This is a genomic window from Thermococcus sp. CX2 (genome assembly GCF_012027555.1).
Lineage (GTDB): Archaea > Methanobacteriota_B > Thermococci > Thermococcales > Thermococcaceae > Thermococcus.
The window spans coordinates 288,768-308,237 of sequence record NZ_SNUQ01000001.1 but is presented as its reverse complement, the minus strand read 5'-3'; the positions used below and the strand labels follow the sequence as shown (position 1 = coordinate 308,237).

Genomic DNA, 19,470 nt, shown 5'->3' with positions numbered 1-19,470 from the left:
GCTGTATGATGTGGACGGTCTCTGAGTACCACAAGAATTATCAGCACTATGAGTAAACCTGCGGCGAACATAAATACATACTCCAAGGAACTTTGTGCGTGTTTTTTCATGACTTTCCCCTCAGTAAATTCCAACAATTAAATGTAGTCCGACAATTAAATGTAATTGATATAGAAAAAAAGGGCCAAGACTTCAACCGCTGGCACTCATCGAGCTAAGAACGCTGCTTATCTCTCCCTCAGCGCCTTCGATGGTCGTAGAGGCAGTCTCGCCCCTGTTCTGGAGCTGCCTGACAACAATCAGGATTATTATCAGAGCAGCTGCAATCATAAACAGGTACTCAATTGCACCCTGGGCCTTCCTCTTCATGTTCCTCACCTCCGGAGAATTACTCCATACCCTAATGTACAGAAAAAGCTTATATAGCTTTCTACTCAAATTTAGGCTAGTTATCCGCAATATTGCGGAAAGTACAGGGGTGGTCACGTGGAGTTAATGAATATGCAATGTGAATCTTCAAATATTGAGGATTGTGTAAATAGCATAGTGCTTAAGTCAAGGAACCTGCTCTCTTCAAAGCCTGGCTTCATATCGTCCTCAAAGATAACCCTGACTTTTGGTGCGTTTATGAACCTGGCAGTAACTGTTCTTCTGGATACTAGCGTCAATATGAAAAAGGGCATCCTTGCGGAATATGCCATCGGGAGAAGCAAAGAGGAAGCAGTAAATAAGGCCCTAGAGAAAATCAACAGGGCTCTGCCAAGTGAGGCACGGGTCGTGAACTTTGAGGTCGGGACCTATACCACTCCCGTCACGAGGAGAACCTACGCTGTGGGCGTCGTCGTTTACAATGTCCCCCTGGAGAAGAGGCCCTTTAGAGAGTTCACGATAAAAGAGCGCAGAGAGCTTTTGGCCAACGTCCTAGGAATGTTCAACTACAACCCGAGGGTTCTCAACATATCTGAGATAGCAAGAATATTCGGCGTCTCAAGGGACTCCATATACTACGACATAGAACAGATACTAAAAGAGAAGAAGGTCAGCCAGTGACCCATAGGGGTCTTGGTGTCGCCGACACTAGGAAGATTATCACCGCTATGGCTGCTAAGACAAGTCTTTTCTTTGATATTGGAGTGACCTCATCAAGTGCCCCGGGGTTCCCAATCGAGCCCATTAGGAGTATGAGCATGCCCCAAATAAGCCAGCCAACCCAGAAGTAGCTCATAGCTATAAGCATGATCCCTGTGCCCATGGTAAGATAGCGGTGGGTTCTTTCGTTCAAGAAAGCCCGCGCTATGTGTCCACCGTCTAGCTGGGCGGCTGGTATGAGGTTTAGAAACGTTACAAGAATACCAACCCATCCTGCTATGGCAACGGGATGGAGGAAAACCACAGTGTTGTCGGGGAACGTGACCACATACTTTTCAAGGAGAGTAAAAATGATGTTTTCCCCGAATGCTATACCGCCCTCCATTGATGGTATCTGGTCGGCGGGTATTGGAATGGAGAGCCTTAACCCGATTATACTCACCGGTATGGCAACCAAGAACCCCGCAATGGGACCGCTGACACCAAGGTCTATGGCGGCGTCCCTCGTGGGAAGAGGTGACTTTACCCTGATAACGGCCCCAAGGGTACCTAACATACTCGGAAATGGAATGAAGTATGGCATGGTTGCCCTGACACCGTGATAGGCCGCCGCTATTTTGTGCCCCAGCTCGTGGGTTCCAAGGATAGCCATAACGCTTATCGAAAACGCAACGGCGTGAATGTATGGATTCCGGATGCCTGGCAGGTTATAGTAGTCCAGTGTTGCGATGTAACCTGTCGAGAGGTAATAGCCCGCCAGCAGAGTTGTGAATATGGTCGCGATGAGGAATATCCAAGGGAGCCGCTTATTATTTTCCTTTACCTCTTGGGCGGGGAAAACAAACAGTATCACCTTACCCTCACGCTTTTTGAGCGCCCCCCAGTAGCCAAATTCTTCCAGTTCCCTCAGCACTCGCTCAAAGTTGTCCTCATGTATCTCACGAACCTCAAAAACGAAGACACTTCCCTCTACCCCCTTTAGTTCGAGCTCGTAGAAGGTTTTCAGCTTTGCTTCGAGGTCTTCTGGAAGGATTGGCCTCTCGATCTGAACTCCAAACGGTACACCCTCTTTGTCCTCTTGAAATCCAACGAGGAGCATGTCTCCGCCGCACTTTGGGCAGGCATTTTCAATGAGGGGCTCGGACGAGTCAAGAGCCTCCCTGTGGCCACAGTCAATACATTCGTAGATACCCTTCGGCATTTTCCGCACTCCCTAAAAATGGATTGAGGAGTACCTTAAAAAGGCTATTCCCCAACTTCGACCAGTCCCTCGTCGGCTTTGACCCTGACTCTCTGTCCGCTCTTGAGCTTGGAGACATCTATGCCATCAACCATAGGAATACCCGCTATTATAGCTCCTGTTGCCACTATTGTCTCGGCCTCACCGACGATTATTGCCTTCGGTGCCTTTCCGTTCTTCTTAAGGGCGTAGATAACGTAAGAGCCAACGGTTGAGCCCTTACCACGTGGAAATGCCAGGATTTTCCCGGCTATGCTCTGGCCCCTTATATCACTCTCGGCATCAGTAACTATTCCTGTCTCGGGGTCAACGCCGCCGAGGAAGGAAAGGGGCTTCTGAGAGACTATCAGTTCCCCCTCAGCCTCGCCACCGACTATCTTTCTGCCCTTGAGTTTCATTTTCTCACCTCACGGTGCCTCCTTTATGAGGTTCTCCGCATCATCGAGCCTCACCTTGAAGCCAAAGGACCGGAAGTAGAAGGCTGATTTCCCGCTGTTGGTGGCCACTCCTCTGTACCAGCCCTTTATCGGTGAGACTACGAAGCATATGTCGGGAATAATCCTGCCGTTGTAGCGCTCTATGATCTCAGTGTAGCCTAGAGAATCTGCCAATGCCTTGACCGCTCTGCTCGCCGTGATGAAGAGCGGTATCTTCAGCGGTCTCCCGCGCATGCTCAGTAGCTCGGCGATTTCCTTAACTTCCGCTAGGGAAGTATGGGGGCAGCCAATCAGAATCATGTCGATCTCGCTCCAGTCATCGGCGAACTGCTCCTTAACGGCTCTGATATCAGAATTCTCGACGGTTATCGTTTCGAGCTTCTCAGTTATAGCATTTCTATATTCGGGGGTCTCACCTTCCACATGATATAGAGCTATAGAGCCGCTCGCGGCCATAGCGGCACCCATCTCTTTGAGATACTCAGTCATCTCGGGCTTCAGGCCTTTGATGTATGGCACATCGTTGCCGAGGGTTTTTCCAAGGTGGTAACCCAAGGCCGCGTAGTCCACGAAAGTCCTGACGTTTGCCTCAACGCTGATTATGACGGTTGCTTTCCTGTTTTCGTCTAGATGCAGGCCGTAGTTAGGAGTTTTGCCGACTATGGCAGCTGCCAGACTCGAAGGCCCTCCTTCGCGGTTTGTCCTCGCACCTAAAATCGAGTTGGCGAAGCTTACCGCTGAGCTTTCGCTCCAGGCCAAGTGATCGCCGAACTTTGGAAGATTTGCCCCGTAGTAGGGGGTGCACGTGGACGTAACTTCGATGCCCATCCTGCGGTAAAGCTCGAGTATTTCCATCTGCTTTTCCATGAACTCGTCGTCGCCTATTCCGGCGGGGTTTAGAGTTGTATAGACGCTCACCTTTGCCCCAGCGTTGGCAAAGTCCCTTAGAAACTCAATTCCAGCGTCACCGATGTTTTTGTATGAAACACCAGCAACCTGGGCACTTTTAATTGGAATGAGCCTGTCAGCACCGTAGATTTCTCCCAGAGCCACGAGTATCTCCATGGCCTTCTGGAGGGCGTAGCCGTATTCGCCGGCCAGGATGAGTTCTTCCTCTTTGGTCAGGTACATTCTACCACCAGAGAATCTGGGGAAAGAGGAGTTATAAACTCTTCTTTTCAACACTTATTAACCGTAAAATTATTATACTAAAAAGTTCTAATTTTTAGTGACATCATCGGAGGTGTCTACCATGACATCTCCAGTAAAAAAAGTTGCAATGGTAATAGTTTGGATAGTTTTTTTTGAAGCAATAGTCGCAGGCTCAGTCAAGCCAGTGGGAGCATGGGGGGCTATATACGACGTGGTTCTATACGATACCGGGCCTGACTTTTATGCAACGAGAACGATAGGTTTCTGGCCGTACACTTACAAGTTTACAATGCAAGGTACTCTTGGGACATACACGACTTCATGGTACCAGGGGTCGGGGTGGGGGTACATCATTATTCCAGTTCTCGGGGTGTATGTTCTAGATTATGCGGCGGCAGAGTTAACTAATAGCGCCGGATTTAGATTATTCAGAACTTATACGGAGCCTGGATTTACAGAAAGTTTCTATTACCCCTACCCGAGAGATAATGAAGGAGGCCCTCGCTCTGAGTTGGAAATAGGTTGGCATTATGTGAATGTTTACGAGAGGTAGAGGGGGTGATCCCTATGAAAAAGATACTAGCACTCATTATTGTGTTGTTCATTGGAAGTGTTCTCGGAACAGCGTATGCTCTTGTTGAGCCTCCATCCAAGGATACTCTAGTTACCTCTGCGAGAACTCTAGTTGCTTACAATTTCACGAGAAGTATCGAGTTTAATCAGTATTATGTACATGTTATTGAGCAGAATGGGGTCAGAAAAGTTATGAAAGATTTCACATATATTGGTAAAGTTATTACAGTAGGACACATTGACATGAGAAAGGAAATAGTGAAGGCGATGGAGGAGTTCTATGTCAATGGAACCCTTCTGACACGTGCCCAGGTGATAGTAAACTTGAACACTGGGGAGATTAAGGGGACTATCATGTTGAACAATGGAACGACAATGGACTTGACAGAATTCTGGAGTCAGTACTATGGTATTGAAAAGGATGAGGCCATTACTATGTTCGAAGACAATCTTCCGATGATAGCATTCAGGCGTCTTGTCCTCAACTCAACAGGTCTATCTAGGATACAGTTGCAACTATCTACAACGGACAGGATTCTAATGGGTCTTGGACTTAAAGAAAGGTTGTTTGCGTATAGGTTCACGTCCCCCTCAGGAAAAGAGTGGACTGTATTGGTGAATTCAAGGGGCATTCCAGTACGGTTCGAGTCCCAAGATAAGGACTTGAAAGTTACGGTTGTTGTGCAACCTTCTGAGTAACATAGTGATTTTTTAGTTTTCTTATTTTGATACCTCCCCCGCAAAATTTATAAACCCTCCACGGTTCACTAACTAACGGGTTGAGCAGCGGGGTGGGGCAGCTAGGAGTGCCCGCCGGGCTCATAACCCGGAGGTCGGAGGTTCAAATCCTCCCCCCGCTACCACATTCTGGGCTGTGATGATATTTTTGAGTTTCTGAGTTGTATAATATGCTTGAAGAGGCGTTCAAGCTTTTCCTGTTCCCGCTTGATTGTGAATCCTATCTCCTTGGCAAACTTTGCAACACGGACTTACTGGTGGCAGATGTTGGAGGCAAGGACACAGTTCTCTTGAGAGCCGTTATAACAAAAGCAACCAATAGAGGAGACGGTTTCAATGGTATCCTTTTAAAGCGGGATTTTGAATCCGGCTTCGGGACTGTTCCATAGTAGAGGTCTAGAGCCCAACATAGCCCCCTATGAAGTGAGAAAACATCACCGCCTTGCGGTGGAGAGCATCATAGTTTGAAATAGATGCCGGCTGAAACAGTGATATCCCGCTAAACTTTTATTTGCTTTCGTTAATAAAATTCCACAAGGGGATGAAGATGAGAAAGGGAGTTGCCAGTATCGGATATTTGCTCCTTATTCCCGTGGCACTGGTAGTAGTGTTCGTTGTCATCCACCAGCTGGCAGTAATGACTTCTGATTACACGGCTGTAATGGAAGCTATCTCAAACGAAATAGCGCAGGAACTGACAAATCAGTCGTGCAACGGGAGTTCCAAGGTGGTGATATACTACGTCCATTATAATGCTAACGGGATAGAGCGTCTAAATCTAAACGATGAGTACGTTGTTATAGCCAATTTGGGATGTAAAGACGAAGACCTAAGCGGATGGAAGCTGGTAGATGAAAAAAAGCACACGTATTCTTTCCCAGACGGCTTCATCTTGAAGGCCGGAAAAACGGTGACTATACATACCGGCTCGGGAACTGATACTGACACAGACTTATACTGGGGCAAAAAGAAGGCTGTCTGGAACAACGACGGCGATACTGCCTACCTCTACGACGCAAGTGGGAATCTCGTGGACAGCTGCAGCTGGACCGGAGAGGAAGGGGGAGCCGTCAGCTGTCACTGACGGCAAACTTTTTAAACTCCTTCTTTTAGGCTGATGCGAAGGGGCGGCTGGCGGGAGCTGGCCGTCACCGGGAGGTGTATGATATGGCAAGGATACACGCGAGAAAGAGGGGTAGGTCTGGTTCTAAGAGGCCACCGAGGACCGCTCCGCCGACCTGGGTAGAGTACACGGCGGAGGAGGTCGAGGGGCTCGTTATTAAGCTCAGGAAGGAAGGCTACAGCGCTGCCATGATAGGAACCATCCTCAGGGATCAGTACGGCATTCCGAGCGTCAAGCTCATCACCGGCAAGAAGATAACCAAGATACTCGAGGAGAACGGCCTCGCCCCGGAGATCCCGGAGGACCTCATGGCCCTTATCAGGAAGGCCGTCAAGCTCAGGAAGCACCTTGAGATGCATCCGAAGGACAAGCACTCAAGGCGCGGTCTCCAGCTCACCGAGAGCAAAATCAGGAGGCTTGTCAAGTACTACAGAAGAACCGGCAAGCTGCCAGCGAAGTGGCGCTACGACCCAGAGCAGGCCAAGCTCTTAGTCCGCTGATTTCCCTTTCCTTCTTATAAGGTGGTACGATGGACAAGGGCGCTTTCTTGGAGAAGGCTCGCGAAGGGGCAGAGCTAATTAAGATGCACATCGAGCTAGGGCACACCATAAGGATAATCTCCCACCGCGATGCAGACGGTATAACTGCCGGTGCCATTCTCGCCAAGGCGATAGCAAGGGAGGGCGGAAACTTCCAGCTCAGTATAGTCAAGCAGCTCAGTGGGGAATTGATTCAAGAGCTGGCCAAGGAGAAGCACCGTATCTACGTCTTCAGCGACCTGGGAAGCGGTTCGATGGAGCTAATCGAAAGATACCTCACGAACGCGACGGTGGTGGTATCTGACCACCATCCGCCCGAGAAGGACGAGTTCTCCACCGATTCCCACCTCTTGGTGAATCCCGTCTCCTTAGGTGCTAACAGCGTTAGAGACCTGAGTGGCTCTGGCGTTGCTTACTTCGTCGCTAGAGAGATGAACGATAAGAACAGGGACTTGAGCTATATCGCACTCGTTGGGTCAGTTGGGGACATGCAGGAAATAGACGGAACCTTCCATGGGATGAACCTGGACATCATCGAGGACGGGAAAAAGCTCGGCATTCTCGAGATAAGGAAGGAGCTCCGTCTCTTCGGCAGAGAGAGCAGGACCCTCGCCCAGATGCTCGCCTACGCGACCAACCCTGAGATTCCAGAAATAACCGGTGACGAAAGGAAGGCCATAGAGTGGCTTAGAGCTAAAGGCTTTGATCCAGACATGAAATACTGGCAGCTTCGCGAAGAGGAGAAGAGGAAGCTTCACGATGCTTTGATAATCCACATGATAAAGCACAATGCCCCCAAGGAAGCCATAGACAGGCTTATCGGCGACGTGGTCATAAGCCCGCTCTACCCTGAAGGCGATCCGCGGCACGAGGCAAGGGAATTCGCGACACTCTTGAACGCCACCGGCAGGCTCAACGCTGGAACTCTTGGTGCCGCGATATGCTTGGGAGACGAGGAAGCTTACAAAAGGGCAAGGAAAATGCTCGACGACTACAAAAGGGAGCAGATAGAGGCGAGGAAGTTCATAATCCAGAACTGGAACATGGCCGACGAGGGCGAGCATGCCTATGTCTTCTACGTGGGCAGAAACATCAGGGATACTCTGGTCGGCATAGCGGCCAACATAGCCATCAACGCCGGCTTGGCAGACCCAGAAAAGCCCGTCGTTGTACTCGCGGACAGCGATGAGGATCCAAACCTCGTGAAGGGCTCGGCAAGGACGACGGAGAAGGCCCTGGCGAAGGGCTACCACCTCGGCAAGGCCCTCAAGGAAGTTGCGGAGAAGCTTGGCGGAGAGGGTGGTGGGCACGCCATAGCCGCTGGAATACGCTTCCCAAAGAGCAGGATAGACGAGTTCATCAAGTACTTCAACGAGGCCCTGGCAAAGCAGGTTACGGGAGGCAGCGGCAGTGGAGATTAAAGCAAAGGTCGAAATCGTCTGGCACTACGGAAACGAAGAGAGGGCCAAAGCTATAGCCCAGGCGCTCGAGGTGGACAACACGAGCCTTCCGGCGAGCCTAAAGAAAAGTTTAAATGTGAAAACCCGATGGGATGATGGGGACGTCATAACAAAGGTTAAATACTCGGGTGAGATTGAAACACTCATCAAAGCGCTGGACGATTTGGTGTTTTCAATCAAAATCGCCGAAGATGTCACGTGAAAGGTTGGAGGTGTTAAGATGGCAAAGGCTAACCCAAGGAAGAGGGCTGCTGCAACCAAGGATAAGTGGAAGATGAAAGAGTGGTTCGTGGTTTACGCTCCAGACTTTTTCGGCAACAAGGAGATAGGCTTAACTCCAGCCGACGACCCCGAGAAGGTCATCGGAAGGGTCATCGAGACTACCCTCAAGGACCTCACCGGCGACTTCACCAAGGGCCAGGTCAAGCTCTACTTCCAGGTCTACGACGTCAAGGGCCAGAACGCCTACACCAAGTTCAAGGGCCACACCCTCGCGAGGAGCTACATCAGGAGCCTCGTTAGGAGGAGAACCACGAGAATTGACGGCATATTCAACATCACCACCAAGGACGGCTACAAGCTCCGCGTTATGGGTATGGTCATCGCCTACAGGCGCATACAGACCAGCCAGGAGAGGGCCATCAGGGAGATAATGAGGGACATAATCTACAAGAAGGCCGAGGAGCTCAACTACAAGGACTTCATCCTCGAGGCCGTCACTGGAAAGATGGCCACCGAGATAGCCAAGGAAGCCAGGAGGATCTACCCGATCAAGAGGGCCGAGATTAGGAAGATAAAGGTTCTCGCAGAGCCGGAGGCCTGAAGGCCTCTCAACCCTCTTCTCTATACCTTCCAGTTCTCTTCTCGGCAAGCTTTTAAACACCCAAGCGTTCTTCCTCTGGAGGTGAGAGGGTGAAGTTTCTAGTCAAGACTCAGCGCGGGATGGAGAGTGTTGCCGCTAACTACATCAGAGAGGCCCTTCCAGATGCAGAGGTGTGGGCATCTCCGATGGGCTACTCTGGCCTCGTCATAGTGGAGACTGACGATAGAAGTGCCGAGGAAAAGATATTGGAGATACCTGAGGTTGAGAGGGCTATAAGGGTCCTCTTCGAGGTTCCCGCCGAGCTTGAGGCTATCCTGAGCGTAGCTGAGGATGTTGCAAAGCTCATCAGAGAAAACGAGACCTTTGCCGTTAAGACCAAGCGCCGCGGGAAGCACGACTTCTCGAGCCTCGACGTTAACGTCCAGCTCGGTGCGAAAATCAAGGAACTCACCAACGCCGATGTTAACCTAAGCTGGCCTGACAAGGTGGTTCAGGTCGAGATAATAGGCGATAAAGCTTACATCTCCCTTCTTCCTGGGGAGGAGTACAGGAAGTTTACCCCTGATAAAATCGACGCGAGGAAGCTCTTCCGCAAGGTTACGCTCGTCCAGATGCCCTACTGGGGTGACTACAAGGCCTGCAGGAGCTTTGGTGAGAAGATTGGAAGGGCTGCCCAGGCCTTTGAGGTGAGGGAGCTTATAATAGCCCCCAAGGAGAAGATGGATGCCTTCGAGCTAATGGAGTTCATTAAGGGGGTGAGGGTCGGCCAGGAGAGCAGGCACCAGATACAGCGCGAGGCCTATCCGTGGAAGGTCGAGAAGGTGCCCGTCAGCGTCTGGGATCTCTACCAGGTGGTCAGAGACAAGAGAAGGAATAAGAGGCTACTCATAATTACCGACCCGAAGGGACCAACGTTGGCCGAGGTGAAAGATAAGCTGGCCAAGGACCTTTACTATGCCAAGGAGGTCGTCATCTTTGTCGGTTCCCGCGAGGGAATACCGCGCGGTCTCTTCCGCTTCGCTGATTATGTCGTGGATCTGGCTCCCTACATGACCTTTGCAACTGAGCACGGTATTCCCGCTGCGCTGGTGTCCTTGTGGGAGGTTTACGAAGAGTACGCCAGGACGAGGGAAGAGTGAGCTTTTACTTTTTTATTTAATTCCAGAATTCAACAATTATTGGCAAGTAGACGGCGTCAGACCCTAAGGTCTTCCTCACCGCTCAGGAATCCGCCGTAGTCATCATCCGCCAAATCGGGCTTTTTCGCAGTCTCTTTTAAACCTCACGCAAGGACATAGAAAAGGAGCGCACCGGCGAAGCCACCGAGAAGTGAAGCCAGGAAGTTGGTGGAGTTGTTGTTTGTTATTCCCTCGTTCTCAAGGGTTGCCCCGATGAGGCTGTCGAGGTTAACCCCTATGAACCCCCCGAGGGTAACCGCCAGAAGCATGAGGGCTTTTTGAGTCGTGAGCGGAAGGGCGAAGAGCGCTATGATAAACGAGCCGATAAGCGCAAAGAGCTCTCCAGGCAGTGAAACGGCCCCGTTGACGCCGGGTTTAGCTGGCTTGAGATTGGTTATAAGCCTGGGTCGTTTTCCGAAAACTTTTCCCAGCTCACTTGCGAGGGTGTCGCCGTTGGCGGTCGCTATGGATGCAAAAGTGGCGGCCCAGAAAACGTCCATGTTGGAGAAGTATTCAAAGGCTAAGAAAATCACCGCTGCGAGTCCGTTGCCAAGAACATTGCCCCAGCTTCTTACCCCGTTCCTGCTCTGAGCGAGGCCGAGTTTTGCTTTCTCTCTGAACCTGTACTTTGTTGCCAGAACACCAAGGATTACAAAGGTTATCATAGCCAAAAGCGGATACGTTCCGCCGAGCTCAACAACAGCCAGACCTATAGCCGCGGCTGCAAGGGCACCCTTGGTATCGAGAGCCTTTATCTTGTAAGAACCTACGCTCAATCCTGCCATCACTGCAACGTCTACTGCCAGCCTTTCGAGCATCACTGTCACCTTGGAGAACTCGCTTATCAATGCTTTATTATTCTTTCTCTCGTTCATTGACGAAGGAAGTAAAGGAAATTAAAGAACCTCGAACTTCACAATCTCCGTAACGAAAGTTATATCGAGCTTGTCGATGCCGGGTATTTTCCTGGAGACATTAGAAATTATCTTTTCCATTTCCTTCATGTCTTTCGGGCCAACAATGTGCACCACCAGATTGTGGGAGCCCAATGCCCTCTCGATTACTTTGACGTTCTCATCTTCTTTGAGGAGTTCAATAACTTCGTCTATGTCAACAGATGGCCTGATGGTTATCCCCAGAATGACGTGGACGTAACCGAGAGCATCGTAGTCCGGAATTATTGTGTACTTCTTGATTATGCCGTTCCTCTCGAGACGGTCCATTCTCCTGGAAATCCTCTGCCTGGTGGTTCCCAAAATCTCTGCAAGCTCTTTGTAGGTCAAACGGGCGTTCTTGGCGAGAAGTTTCAGAATCTTCACATCAACTCCAGTTATTTTATCCGCCATTGCGTTCACCCCACCTAACTATGGCAGAAATTGTGTAAACTCTTATAAAAATCTTTCGATAATTTGGAATGTTTCCAATCAGTAGGTTATCCTAAATGCTACTACTTCCCTAAAACTGGATTATGTGATGAGACACTATGTTACATCCAAGAAATTGATAAAAGAAAGTTCATTTTTCGGGGTTTTTCCAACGTTCCGCGTCGCGCTCTCCGTACTTCCGTATGCTCTCCTCGAGTGCCTCCAGAAGGTCCACTCGATAGTAATTGGCAATACACGAGAGGGCAAACATCACATCCCCTAGCTCTTCTCTCAATTTCTTTTGGCTCCCGGCTCCCTTAACTCCCTCCAGTTTCAGGAGTTCGTCGGAGAGCTCTCCAATCTCCTCCACTAAAGCTGCCAGCATCTCAAATGGCTTCCAGTAACCCCCGAATTCCTTGACGAGCTTATCGACTCTTTGTTGATGTTCGTTCATAGAGACACCTACACTAGTTCAGTTCTAACCTGTGATAAGTATCTCTCCAGGGTCTCCGTATTTGTTTTATAGAAGTGCATCTTGCCCTCCTTCCTCTCGAGTATTAGGCCGAGGGCTCTTAGAGTACGAAGGTGGTGGCTGATTAGGGTCTGATCCTGCCCGAGTATTTTGGATATCAGGCACACACACAGCCAATTGTCTTTCAGAATTTTGAGTATCTGAAGCCTCAGTGGGTTTGATATTGCCTTAAGGAATTTTACGATGTCCTTATTCACAGAGGATTCAATGTCCTTTTCGAGATCTGGAATTCCGCAGGTTTCTGCACATTGAATGACAGTCTTCCGCTGCTTCTCGTCCAGTTCTCCTAGTACATCTTTAACCCTCATAGTGCAACACCAGTTAGTAAATTGGACAGTCCCCTTTTAAGAATTTTCACATGAAAATTAATCAAGAACCTCAAGTCTCAATCGGGTTCCATCGTTTTTGTAAGCCCTCACGCTCTCCTCTGTAAATGGGTAGGCGATTATTAGATGAACCCCTCCGAACTTGGAGAAAAATTCTAAATCTGCCTGGGAGGGCCACGGATTGGGGCTCGGGTGGGAATGAACCGTCCCCTTTATGGTCTCATCATAGGGTAGCATCCAAGTGTTGAAAAACGCCGAATTGCGACCGAAGTGTCCAGCTGGGGCGATGAGAACCTCCTCAAAAATCCCGTCTCTCTCCCTCAAAAAGCCAGCGAATTCGTTAGGATAGAACTCCCTAGCCAATTCGAGGAGATATTCGAGTAGTTCTCTGCGGATTTTGACTGTTTCCATTATCAACCACCAAAAAATGGAAGTCAAAGGGCGACGATGGCATCAATCTCAACCTTGACTCCTTTTGGCAGGTTTGAAACCTCGACGACTGCCCTGGCCGGTTTGGATCCAGAGAAATACTTGGCATAGACCTCGTTGAACTTGGCATATTCAGCCATGTCTGTTATGTAGACGGTAACTTTGACGACGTTGTCAGCGCTTCCGCCGGCGGCCCTCACAACTGCTAAGAGGTTCTCAAGGGCTTGCTTTGCCTGCTCTTCGATTGGGCCGTCTATCAGTTCCCCTGTCTCTGGATTTATCGGTATCTGGCCGGAAACGAAAAGCCACCTCTTGGCTTCCACAATTACCCCTTGGCTGTAGGGCCCGATTGGCTTTGGGGCATCTTCCGTGAAAACCACTTCCTTCTTCATTCTTTCACCTCCAAACAGGGAAGACATCAGCGAAGCGAAGATTCCTCATCGCTCCAGCTCGGGTGTCCTCGGCTTCATCATTTCTTCTCCAGGTACTTCTCGAGGTTCTTTGCCGGGACGTCGAGCGGGAGGCCTATCTTCTCCAGGGCCTTCCTAAGGGCATAAACCTCTGCGTGTTTCTCAAAGCCACTCGGTGCGTAATTCTCGGCCGGGAAGTGCTTGTACTTCTCAACTACAGCGGGAATCTCGGCCTTTTTAACCTTCTTGAATTCCCCGAACCAAGCATCTATACCATCCAGGTCTATCCCAGCGTAGATTGGAAGTTTAAGCGTTATCGTCTCGTTTATGCTCGCCAGGATTCTGGCGACATCCGCCATAGGAGTCTTATCGTCTATCATGAGCCTCTTCACGACTATCCACCTGCCGTGCTTGGCCGTGAAGTTGATGTGGTCTTCGTTGAAGGGGAGGACGATTTTGACTTCCTTCAAGGGCTCTTCGGGGTAGTCAATGGGAACCTTCTTGGCCAGAGCCGCTCTAACGAGAATTGCCTTGGCTACCTCAACGAGGTGCTTCTTTAGCTTCTTGTCCTCCTCGAAGACAAGGGTGCCAAGCTTTCTTGCCGTTCCTGGAGACTTGAGGGCCACTACAGTATCACTCAGGTCCTTTTTGGCTATCTCCTCGGCGAGGCTCATTATTCCCGCGATGTTCATGACTTCCGTTAGATACTCGGCTACCTTGAAGTTCACGGTGTTGGCAATGCTCGCGAGAAAGTGGGCAATGCTCTCGTTGTCCATATCGAGGAGCCGGTCTCCTACCTTCCAGCTTCCGTGACGGGCCGTAAAGATAATCTGATCCTCAACTTTCATTGCTCTCACCAACCTCTATGGGTGCCAAGGCCTATTTTAGCTTTTTCTTTACATCCTCAAAAAAGTTATAAATCGCTCTGAGCATTCGAGTTTGAGAGGGTGCAAGAGGGAAGGAAAATGGGGGACGACGAGAACGTTAAGAAGGAAGTCCTGACCCCCAAAGAGTACGGGGAGCGCTTAGAACTTGGCATTGAGTTCAACACCACTGAGGAAATCAAGGTTCCGGAAAAGCTCATCGATCAGGTTATTGGTCAGGAACATGCAGTAGAGGTCATTAAAACTGCAGCCACTCAGAAGAGGCACGTCCTTCTCATAGGCGAGCCTGGAACTGGAAAGTCCATGCTCGGCCAGGCGATGGCTGAGCTCCTCCCAACGGAGAGCCTTGAGGATATCCTGGTCTTCCCCAACCCCGAAGACGAGAACATGCCTAAAATTAAAACCGTCCCTGCCTGTCAGGGCAGGCGCATCGTTGAGAGGTACCGGGAGAAGGCCAAGAGTCAGGAGAATATAAAGTCCTACCTTCTCCTACTTGTCATATTCACCGTCATGATGGCGTTATTTATTCAGTTTAACGCCACCACTCTCCTCATGGGCCTGTTCGTCATAATAATCACCATAATGGCCCTCTCCAACATGCGCCTCAAAAGTTCGGTTCTTGTTCCAAAGCTCCTCGTTGATAACTGTGGAAGAACCAAGGCACCGTTCATCGACGCAACGGGTGCACACGCCGGAGCGCTACTTGGTGATGTTCGTCACGACCCCTTCCAGAGCGGTGGCCTCGGAACGCCGGCTCACGAGCGCGTTGAGCCGGGAATGATACACCGCGCTCACAAGGGAGTGCTCTTCATAGACGAGATTGCCACCCTGAGCCTAAAGATGCAACAGAGCCTGCTCACTGCAATGCAGGAAAAGAAGTTCCCCATTACCGGCCAGAGTGAGATGTCGAGCGGTGCGATGGTCAGGACCGAGCCAGTTCCATGTGACTTCGTTCTTGTGGCCGCTGGAAACCTCGATACTGTGGACAAGATGCACCCAGCGCTCCGCTCGAGGATCAGGGGTTACGGTTACGAGGTCTACATGAGGACAACTATGCCGGACACTCTGGAAAACAGGAAGAAGCTTGTCCAGTTCGTGGCCCAGGAGGTAATTAGGGACGGTAAGATTCCGCACTTCACGAGGGATGCCGTCGAAGAGATAGTAAGGGAGGCCCAGAAGAGGGCTGGAAGGAAGGGCCACTTAACGCTCCGCCTCAGAGACCTCGGCGGTATCGTCAGGGCCGCGGGTGACATAGCGGTCAAGAAGGGTAAGAAGTACGTCGAGAAGGAGGACGTTTTAGAGGCCATAAAGATGGCGAAGCCCCTCGAGAAGCAGCTGGCAGACTGGTACATCGAGCGCAAGAAGGAGTATCAGGTCATCAAGACTGAGGGCAGCGAGATAGGAAGGGTGAACGGATTAGCAGTCATAGGTGAGCAGAGCGGTATCGTCCTACCGATTGAAGCTGTTGTTGCCCCAGCGGCGAGCAAGGAGGAGGGTAAGATTATCGTCACTGGAAAACTTGGCGAGATAGCGAAAGAAGCAGTCCAGAACGTCTCGGCGATAATCAAGCGCTACAAGGGTGAGGACATTAGTCGCTACGACATCCACGTCCAGTTCCTCCAGACCTACGAGGGAGTTGAGGGTGACTCCGCCAGCATAAGCGTTGCTACTGCGGTCATCTCGGCCCTTGAAGAGATTCCTATAAGGCAGGACGTGGCAATGACTGGCTCGCTCAGCGTTCGCGGCGAGGTGCTCCCGATAGGCGGTGCAACGCCGAAGATCGAAGCTGCTATCGAGGCGGGTATAAAGACAGTCATAATCCCCAAGAGCAACGAGAAGGATGTATTCCTCAGCAAGGACAAAGCCGAGACGATAAACATCATTCCAGTGGAGACAATCGACGAGGTTCTCGAGATAGCGCTCGAGGAAAGCGAGAAGAAGAGGGAGCTTCTCAGGAGGATTAGGGAGACCCTACCGCTCTCCCGCTGAGTTTACCTTGTTTTTATCTATTTTGCGGAAGGACGCTCTTTTCATGGCCTTCTACATCTTTGGCCAGAAATGCTTAAAAAATGGCCAATCGAGGTAACCTAGGAGGTGGGAGAGTGCTCAAAGTAGAGAACCTCAGGGTCACTGTCGGAGATAAGGAGATTCTCAAGGGCGTGAACCTTTCCGTGGATAAGGGGGGCTTTCATGTCATCATGGGCCCCAACGGTTCTGGAAAATCCACCCTCGCGCTGACCATTGCTGGTCATCCGAGGTATGAAGTCAGGGAGGGTAAGATACTCTTCAATGGCAAGGACATAACCGATCTACCTCCCCATGAAAGGGCCAAAATGGGCATAATGCTCGCATTCCAGCATCCGGAAGAGGTTGAAGGGGTCAAAATAATAGATTTCCTCCAGCAGGTTCTCGCGGAAGTCAAGGGAATTGACCTTGCTGAAGCCTATGATATGATAGTGGAAACCGCTAGGGAACTGTGGTTCAAAGAGGATGACCTCATGAGATACGTTAACGCCGGCTTCTCTGGCGGTGAGAGAAAGCGGTTTGAAATCCTCCAGGCACTGCTCCTCGAGCCGAAGCTCCTAATTCTCGACGAGCCTGACAGTGGCGTTGATGTGGATTCGCTCAGCGTGATAAGCAGGAAGATCGAGGAGCTCCACAAAAAAGGAACGGCGATACTACTGATAACCCACTACGGAAGAATCCTCCAGCACCTCGACCCGAGCACGTTCAGTGTTCACGTGATGAGGGACGGCAGGATAGTGCTCGAAAAGGGAGGCGAGTTCGTGAAGGAGATTGAAGAAAAAGGCTTCCAGAGACTTTTCGAGGAGTGTGGTTGCGATGAGTGAGATAACCATTCAGGAAGCCAAGGAGATCATAGCGCAGGAGATAGAGAACCTCGCTAGGAGGAACAAAGAGCCGGAATGGATGACGCGCATAAGGTACAAAGGCTTGGAAGCCTTCGAGAAGGCCCCTCACAATGACCCGGTCATTAGCAAGGACGAACTGCTGAGGTTCATAGCCAAGCCCGAGATAGAGGGCTTCCCAGAGCACATAGAGAGCCTCGATGACCTCCCTCCAGAGATGAAGGCACTCCTCGATAGGCTCGGCATAAGCGAGGTCGAGCAGAAGTACATTGCCGGTTTGGCCGTTCAGACAGACACTGGAATAATCTACAACCAGTTCCTTCAGGAGTGGGCGAAGAAGGGCCTCATAGTTCTTCCAATGGAGGAGGCAGTGAAGAAGTACCCCGATGTCATAAAGAGGCACTTCCTCCAGATGTTCAGCCCCAACGAGAGCAAGCTGGCAGCCTATCACACGGCAGTGTGGAACGGCGGTATCTTCCTCTACGTCAAGGAAGGCTTAAAGGTTCCCTTCCCGCTCCACCTGTTCTTCCTCATACAGGAGAGCGCATTAGCCCAGGCTCCGCACATAATAATCATCGCCGAACCCAACACGGAGTTCCACCTCATTGAGGGCTGTACGGCACCCGTTTTAGTTAAGCACTCCCTTCACCTCGACATGACGGAGGCGTATATACACGACGGCGCAAGGGTCCAGCTCACGGTTCTCCAGAACTGGCCTGAGTACGTTCATACGAGACCGATGACGAGAGCTAGAATAGGAAAGAACGCCCGCTTCATCAACACCACCGTCGGTCTCGGAACGGGCAGGAGCAACATAGCCAATCCCAAGTACTGGGTTGAGGAGAACGGCTACGTTGAATTGAACGGAATCATCCTCGGCCAGAAGGACTGGTACGTTGACCTTGGCGGCGAGATGTACCTCCAGGGGAGGGAAGCCGCTGGCATAAACGCGAGCAAGGCAGTCATAATGGACGAGAGCACTGTCATAACGAGGGGCAAGATAGTGGCCGAAGCGCCAAGAACCAAGGGACACATAAGCTGCGACGCCCTGCTGATGAGCGACAAAGCGGTGATGGAGACATATCCGGGTCTGGTCAGCAGGGTTGATGATGCCGAGCTGAGCCACGAAGCCGCTATAGGTAAAATCCGCGAGGAGGAGCTCTTCTACCTCATGAGCCGCGGCCTGAGCGAGGAAAAGGCGACCCAGCTGATAGTCAAGGGCTTCCTGGAACCGATGCTCAAGGACATCCCAATGGAGTTCCTCGTCGAGATAAGGAAAATAATCGAGCTGGCAGTGAGCGGTGGAATGTGACTACTGAAGATTCTTCTCTTTGTTTCTTATACTCCCTAATTTTAGTCGTTTTTTCCCTGTGAATCCGAACTAAGGATTTTAACCGGTTCTTCATTTCTTTTGTGGGGTGATAATATGGATCCAATGGCTAAAGCGTTTGAAGAGGCAAAGAAAAACCCGAAAATGAGGAAGAAGCTGAAGATAAAGGCTACATTCTCGCTGCTTCTGTTCGTGATGTTCCTGGGTGTTGTATTCATAACGATTGGGACGATAATCGCCAGCAAAGCCGGAAGCTTCTTAGGAATGACCCAGCTGGATTTTCTCAAGCTCAGGGCCCAGTACGGCATAATAATGATGTTCCTAATTATAATCCACCTCGCGATGAACAGAAGCATAATGAAGAAGGAGCTTGAGCTCCTCTTCGGCTGACTTCATTTTTAACTGTAGAATTCATTTTTGGCCAATTCTTCAACAAGCTCGACAACCTTCGGAAGGGCCTTCTCTACTTCCTCGCTAAGCTCCATGCCGAGGTCAATTTCCTTCGCAACGATACCAACGAAGTGGATTTCAACGTTGGCGAGCCTCTCATCGAGTGCCATGAGGAGTTTGAGCCCGTCTATTGCCCCCATGAAGTGCGCGCTCCTGATTTCGGCCTTCAGCTTCTCGAAAACCTCATCGCCGCTCACGTGGATTATTTCTCCCGGCTTGAACTTTTCACTAAGTATTGCGTCGATGATTATGAGCCGCTCCTCTCCACTGTAATGGCTCTGGAGCCTGAATATGTCCGTGCCAACTTCGAGAACGTTGTAACCTTTTTCTGCCAGAAGCCTGCCGACCTTTAAGCCCACTCCATCGTCCTTCATCAGCTCGTTTCCTAGAGCTAAGATGAGCGTGCTCATGGATTTTCCTCCTTGCCTACTTTTTAGACAATAACGCTTCCAGCGTCTTTTGGTGGCCTTTCAGTGTTATGTTTTCTCGAACCCGGTTATAATAATCACGCTTCGAGTGCCAAGAC

The 19,470-nt window shown here is 50.4% G+C and carries 26 protein-coding genes and 1 tRNA gene; 15 read left to right on the top strand and 12 right to left on the bottom strand.

What is annotated here, in order from left to right:
• Positions 1–192 precede the first annotated feature (192 nt).
• Positions 193–369, bottom strand: a complete 177-nt coding sequence (locus E3E23_RS01735; protein ID WP_167905931.1) for a class III signal peptide-containing protein — start codon at positions 367–369, stop codon at positions 193–195.
• A 177-nt stretch (positions 370–546) separates the two neighbouring features.
• Between E3E23_RS01735 and E3E23_RS01730 the strand changes: the two genes are divergently transcribed.
• Positions 547–1,050, top strand: coding sequence for a hypothetical protein (locus E3E23_RS01730; RefSeq protein ID WP_371807511.1), 504 nt, complete (start codon positions 547–549; stop codon positions 1,048–1,050).
• Here the strand turns inward: E3E23_RS01730 and E3E23_RS01725 are convergent.
• From E3E23_RS01725 to E3E23_RS01715, 3 genes are read right to left on the bottom strand one after another with little or no spacing between them, the layout of a single operon-like run.
• On the bottom strand, positions 1,040–2,290 hold the full coding sequence (locus E3E23_RS01725) for a site-2 protease family protein (protein WP_167905929.1): 1,251 nt from the start codon (positions 2,288–2,290) through the stop codon (positions 1,040–1,042). The two genes, E3E23_RS01730 and E3E23_RS01725, sit on opposite strands and share 11 nt — an antisense overlap.
• Before the next feature lie 44 nt (positions 2,291–2,334).
• Entirely contained in the window at positions 2,335–2,727 is a 393-nt protein-coding gene (locus E3E23_RS01720; protein ID WP_167905927.1) for a DUF126 domain-containing protein, read from the bottom strand.
• Positions 2,728–2,736: 9 nt separating this feature from the next.
• Positions 2,737–3,897: an aconitase X catalytic domain-containing protein gene (locus E3E23_RS01715; protein ID WP_167905925.1), complete on the bottom strand. Its 1,161-nt coding sequence runs from the start codon at positions 3,895–3,897 to the stop codon at positions 2,737–2,739.
• A gap of 121 nt (positions 3,898–4,018) precedes the next feature.
• Here E3E23_RS01715 and E3E23_RS01710 point away from each other — a divergent pair, with 121 nt between their 5' ends.
• The 10 genes from E3E23_RS01710 to E3E23_RS01665 all read left to right on the top strand — a co-directional run bounded on the left by E3E23_RS01710 (position 4,019) and on the right by E3E23_RS01665 (position 10,313).
• On the top strand, positions 4,019–4,471 hold the full coding sequence (locus E3E23_RS01710) for a hypothetical protein (RefSeq protein WP_167905923.1): 453 nt from the start codon (positions 4,019–4,021) through the stop codon (positions 4,469–4,471).
• A 14-nt stretch (positions 4,472–4,485) separates the two neighbouring features.
• Complete coding sequence (locus E3E23_RS01705) at positions 4,486–5,190, top strand: hypothetical protein (RefSeq protein ID WP_167905922.1); 705 nt, start codon at positions 4,486–4,488, stop codon at positions 5,188–5,190.
• 86 nt (positions 5,191–5,276) lie between these two features.
• Positions 5,277–5,354, top strand: a tRNA-Met gene (locus E3E23_RS01700).
• A gap of 45 nt (positions 5,355–5,399) precedes the next feature.
• Positions 5,400–5,618, top strand: coding sequence for a hypothetical protein (locus tag E3E23_RS01695; protein ID WP_167905921.1), 219 nt, complete (start codon positions 5,400–5,402; stop codon positions 5,616–5,618).
• Between the two features lie 152 nt (positions 5,619–5,770).
• Positions 5,771–6,313 carry a lamin tail domain-containing protein gene (locus E3E23_RS01690; protein ID WP_167905920.1) on the top strand — a complete coding sequence of 181 codons (543 nt, stop codon included), beginning with the start codon at positions 5,771–5,773 and terminating at the stop codon, positions 6,311–6,313.
• A gap of 83 nt (positions 6,314–6,396) precedes the next feature.
• A complete protein-coding gene (locus E3E23_RS01685; protein WP_012571476.1) occupies positions 6,397–6,852 on the top strand; it encodes a 30S ribosomal protein S15 in 456 nt (151 codons plus the stop codon).
• 29 nt (positions 6,853–6,881) lie between these two features.
• A complete protein-coding gene (locus E3E23_RS01680; protein ID WP_167905918.1) occupies positions 6,882–8,312 on the top strand; it encodes a DHHA1 domain-containing protein in 1,431 nt (476 codons plus the stop codon).
• Positions 8,302–8,553, top strand: coding sequence for a KEOPS complex subunit Pcc1 (locus tag E3E23_RS01675; protein WP_167905916.1), 252 nt, complete (start codon positions 8,302–8,304; stop codon positions 8,551–8,553). Before E3E23_RS01680 ends, E3E23_RS01675 begins: the two co-directional genes overlap by 11 nt.
• 18 nt (positions 8,554–8,571) lie before the next feature.
• Positions 8,572–9,174: a 30S ribosomal protein S3ae gene (locus E3E23_RS01670; protein WP_068666683.1), complete on the top strand. Its 603-nt coding sequence runs from the start codon at positions 8,572–8,574 to the stop codon at positions 9,172–9,174.
• Between the two features lie 89 nt (positions 9,175–9,263).
• Positions 9,264–10,313 (top strand): SPOUT family RNA methylase, encoded by a 1,050-nt coding sequence (locus E3E23_RS01665; protein ID WP_167905914.1) that lies wholly within the window; start codon positions 9,264–9,266, stop codon positions 10,311–10,313.
• Between the two features lie 143 nt (positions 10,314–10,456).
• On the opposite strand, the gene E3E23_RS01660 is transcribed toward E3E23_RS01665, so the two are convergent.
• From E3E23_RS01660 to E3E23_RS01630, 7 genes are all read right to left on the bottom strand, one after another.
• Positions 10,457–11,170, bottom strand: coding sequence for a DUF92 domain-containing protein (locus E3E23_RS01660; RefSeq protein ID WP_167905913.1), 714 nt, complete (start codon positions 11,168–11,170; stop codon positions 10,457–10,459).
• 78 nt (positions 11,171–11,248) lie between these two features.
• Complete coding sequence (locus tag E3E23_RS01655; protein WP_167905912.1) at positions 11,249–11,698, bottom strand: Lrp/AsnC family transcriptional regulator; 450 nt, start codon at positions 11,696–11,698, stop codon at positions 11,249–11,251.
• Between the two features lie 169 nt (positions 11,699–11,867).
• A complete protein-coding gene (locus tag E3E23_RS01650) occupies positions 11,868–12,170 on the bottom strand; it encodes a MazG nucleotide pyrophosphohydrolase domain-containing protein (RefSeq protein ID WP_167905911.1) in 303 nt (100 codons plus the stop codon).
• An 8-nt stretch (positions 12,171–12,178) separates the two neighbouring features.
• On the bottom strand, positions 12,179–12,556 hold the full coding sequence (locus E3E23_RS01645; RefSeq protein WP_167905910.1) for a helix-turn-helix transcriptional regulator: 378 nt from the start codon (positions 12,554–12,556) through the stop codon (positions 12,179–12,181).
• A 57-nt stretch (positions 12,557–12,613) separates the two neighbouring features.
• Positions 12,614–12,985, bottom strand: coding sequence for a Mov34/MPN/PAD-1 family protein (locus tag E3E23_RS01640; protein ID WP_167905908.1), 372 nt, complete (start codon positions 12,983–12,985; stop codon positions 12,614–12,616).
• A 23-nt stretch (positions 12,986–13,008) separates the two neighbouring features.
• A complete protein-coding gene (locus E3E23_RS01635) occupies positions 13,009–13,395 on the bottom strand; it encodes a RidA family protein (RefSeq protein WP_167905906.1) in 387 nt (128 codons plus the stop codon).
• Positions 13,396–13,472: 77 nt separating this feature from the next.
• A complete protein-coding gene (locus tag E3E23_RS01630) occupies positions 13,473–14,261 on the bottom strand; it encodes a DUF2666 family protein (RefSeq protein ID WP_167906550.1) in 789 nt (262 codons plus the stop codon).
• Between the two features lie 117 nt (positions 14,262–14,378).
• Here E3E23_RS01630 and lonB point away from each other — a divergent pair, with 117 nt between their 5' ends.
• From lonB to E3E23_RS01610, 4 genes are all read left to right on the top strand, one after another.
• Positions 14,379–16,286, top strand: coding sequence for an ATP-dependent protease LonB (lonB, locus tag E3E23_RS01625; RefSeq protein WP_167906548.1), 1,908 nt, complete (start codon positions 14,379–14,381; stop codon positions 16,284–16,286).
• A gap of 113 nt (positions 16,287–16,399) precedes the next feature.
• Positions 16,400–17,146 carry a Fe-S cluster assembly ATPase SufC gene (gene sufC / locus E3E23_RS01620; RefSeq protein ID WP_167905905.1) on the top strand — a complete coding sequence of 249 codons (747 nt, stop codon included), beginning with the start codon at positions 16,400–16,402 and terminating at the stop codon, positions 17,144–17,146.
• Complete coding sequence (locus tag E3E23_RS01615) at positions 17,139–18,476, top strand: SufD family Fe-S cluster assembly protein (protein ID WP_167905904.1); 1,338 nt, start codon at positions 17,139–17,141, stop codon at positions 18,474–18,476. Before sufC ends, E3E23_RS01615 begins: the two co-directional genes overlap by 8 nt.
• Before the next feature lie 114 nt (positions 18,477–18,590).
• Positions 18,591–18,884 carry a hypothetical protein gene (locus E3E23_RS01610; RefSeq protein ID WP_167905902.1) on the top strand — a complete coding sequence of 98 codons (294 nt, stop codon included), beginning with the start codon at positions 18,591–18,593 and terminating at the stop codon, positions 18,882–18,884.
• 8 nt (positions 18,885–18,892) lie between these two features.
• Here the strand turns inward: E3E23_RS01610 and E3E23_RS01605 are convergent, their stop codons facing one another.
• On the bottom strand, positions 18,893–19,354 hold the full coding sequence (locus tag E3E23_RS01605; RefSeq protein ID WP_167905901.1) for a hydrogenase maturation protease: 462 nt from the start codon (positions 19,352–19,354) through the stop codon (positions 18,893–18,895).
• Positions 19,355–19,470: the final 116 nt, after the last annotated feature.

Excerpts from the sequence above, each read along its gene's own strand:
- E3E23_RS01680 (WP_167905918.1), top strand. The coding sequence starts at position 6,882 with ATGGACAAGGGCGCTTTCTTGGAGAAGGCTCGCGAAGGGGCAGAGCTA.
- E3E23_RS01670 (WP_068666683.1), top strand. The coding sequence starts at position 8,572 with ATGGCAAAGGCTAACCCAAGGAAGAGGGCTGCTGCAACCAAGGATAAG.
- E3E23_RS01720 (WP_167905927.1), bottom strand. The coding sequence starts at position 2,727 with ATGAAACTCAAGGGCAGAAAGATAGTCGGTGGCGAGGCTGAGGGGGAA.
- E3E23_RS01630 (WP_167906550.1), bottom strand. The coding sequence starts at position 14,261 with ATGAAAGTTGAGGATCAGATTATCTTTACGGCCCGTCACGGAAGCTGG.
- E3E23_RS01610 (WP_167905902.1), top strand. The coding sequence starts at position 18,591 with ATGGATCCAATGGCTAAAGCGTTTGAAGAGGCAAAGAAAAACCCGAAA.
- E3E23_RS01660 (WP_167905913.1), bottom strand. The coding sequence starts at position 11,170 with ATGCTCGAAAGGCTGGCAGTAGACGTTGCAGTGATGGCAGGATTGAGC.
- E3E23_RS01685 (WP_012571476.1), top strand. The coding sequence starts at position 6,397 with ATGGCAAGGATACACGCGAGAAAGAGGGGTAGGTCTGGTTCTAAGAGG.
- E3E23_RS01715 (WP_167905925.1), bottom strand. The coding sequence starts at position 3,897 with ATGTACCTGACCAAAGAGGAAGAACTCATCCTGGCCGGCGAATACGGC.
- E3E23_RS01605 (WP_167905901.1), bottom strand. The coding sequence starts at position 19,354 with ATGAGCACGCTCATCTTAGCTCTAGGAAACGAGCTGATGAAGGACGAT.
- E3E23_RS01645 (WP_167905910.1), bottom strand. The coding sequence starts at position 12,556 with ATGAGGGTTAAAGATGTACTAGGAGAACTGGACGAGAAGCAGCGGAAG.
- E3E23_RS01690 (WP_167905920.1), top strand. The coding sequence starts at position 5,771 with ATGAAGATGAGAAAGGGAGTTGCCAGTATCGGATATTTGCTCCTTATT.
- E3E23_RS01615 (WP_167905904.1), top strand. The coding sequence starts at position 17,139 with ATGAGTGAGATAACCATTCAGGAAGCCAAGGAGATCATAGCGCAGGAG.
- E3E23_RS01705 (WP_167905922.1), top strand. The coding sequence starts at position 4,486 with ATGAAAAAGATACTAGCACTCATTATTGTGTTGTTCATTGGAAGTGTT.
- E3E23_RS01710 (WP_167905923.1), top strand. The coding sequence starts at position 4,019 with ATGACATCTCCAGTAAAAAAAGTTGCAATGGTAATAGTTTGGATAGTT.
- E3E23_RS01725 (WP_167905929.1), bottom strand. The coding sequence starts at position 2,290 with ATGCCGAAGGGTATCTACGAATGTATTGACTGTGGCCACAGGGAGGCT.
- E3E23_RS01640 (WP_167905908.1), bottom strand. The coding sequence starts at position 12,985 with ATGGAAACAGTCAAAATCCGCAGAGAACTACTCGAATATCTCCTCGAA.
- E3E23_RS01650 (WP_167905911.1), bottom strand. The coding sequence starts at position 12,170 with ATGAACGAACATCAACAAAGAGTCGATAAGCTCGTCAAGGAATTCGGG.
- E3E23_RS01735 (WP_167905931.1), bottom strand. The coding sequence starts at position 369 with ATGAAGAGGAAGGCCCAGGGTGCAATTGAGTACCTGTTTATGATTGCA.
- E3E23_RS01695 (WP_167905921.1), top strand. The coding sequence starts at position 5,400 with ATGCTTGAAGAGGCGTTCAAGCTTTTCCTGTTCCCGCTTGATTGTGAA.
- E3E23_RS01655 (WP_167905912.1), bottom strand. The coding sequence starts at position 11,698 with ATGGCGGATAAAATAACTGGAGTTGATGTGAAGATTCTGAAACTTCTC.
- lonB (WP_167906548.1), top strand. The coding sequence starts at position 14,379 with ATGGGGGACGACGAGAACGTTAAGAAGGAAGTCCTGACCCCCAAAGAG.
- E3E23_RS01635 (WP_167905906.1), bottom strand. The coding sequence starts at position 13,395 with ATGAAGAAGGAAGTGGTTTTCACGGAAGATGCCCCAAAGCCAATCGGG.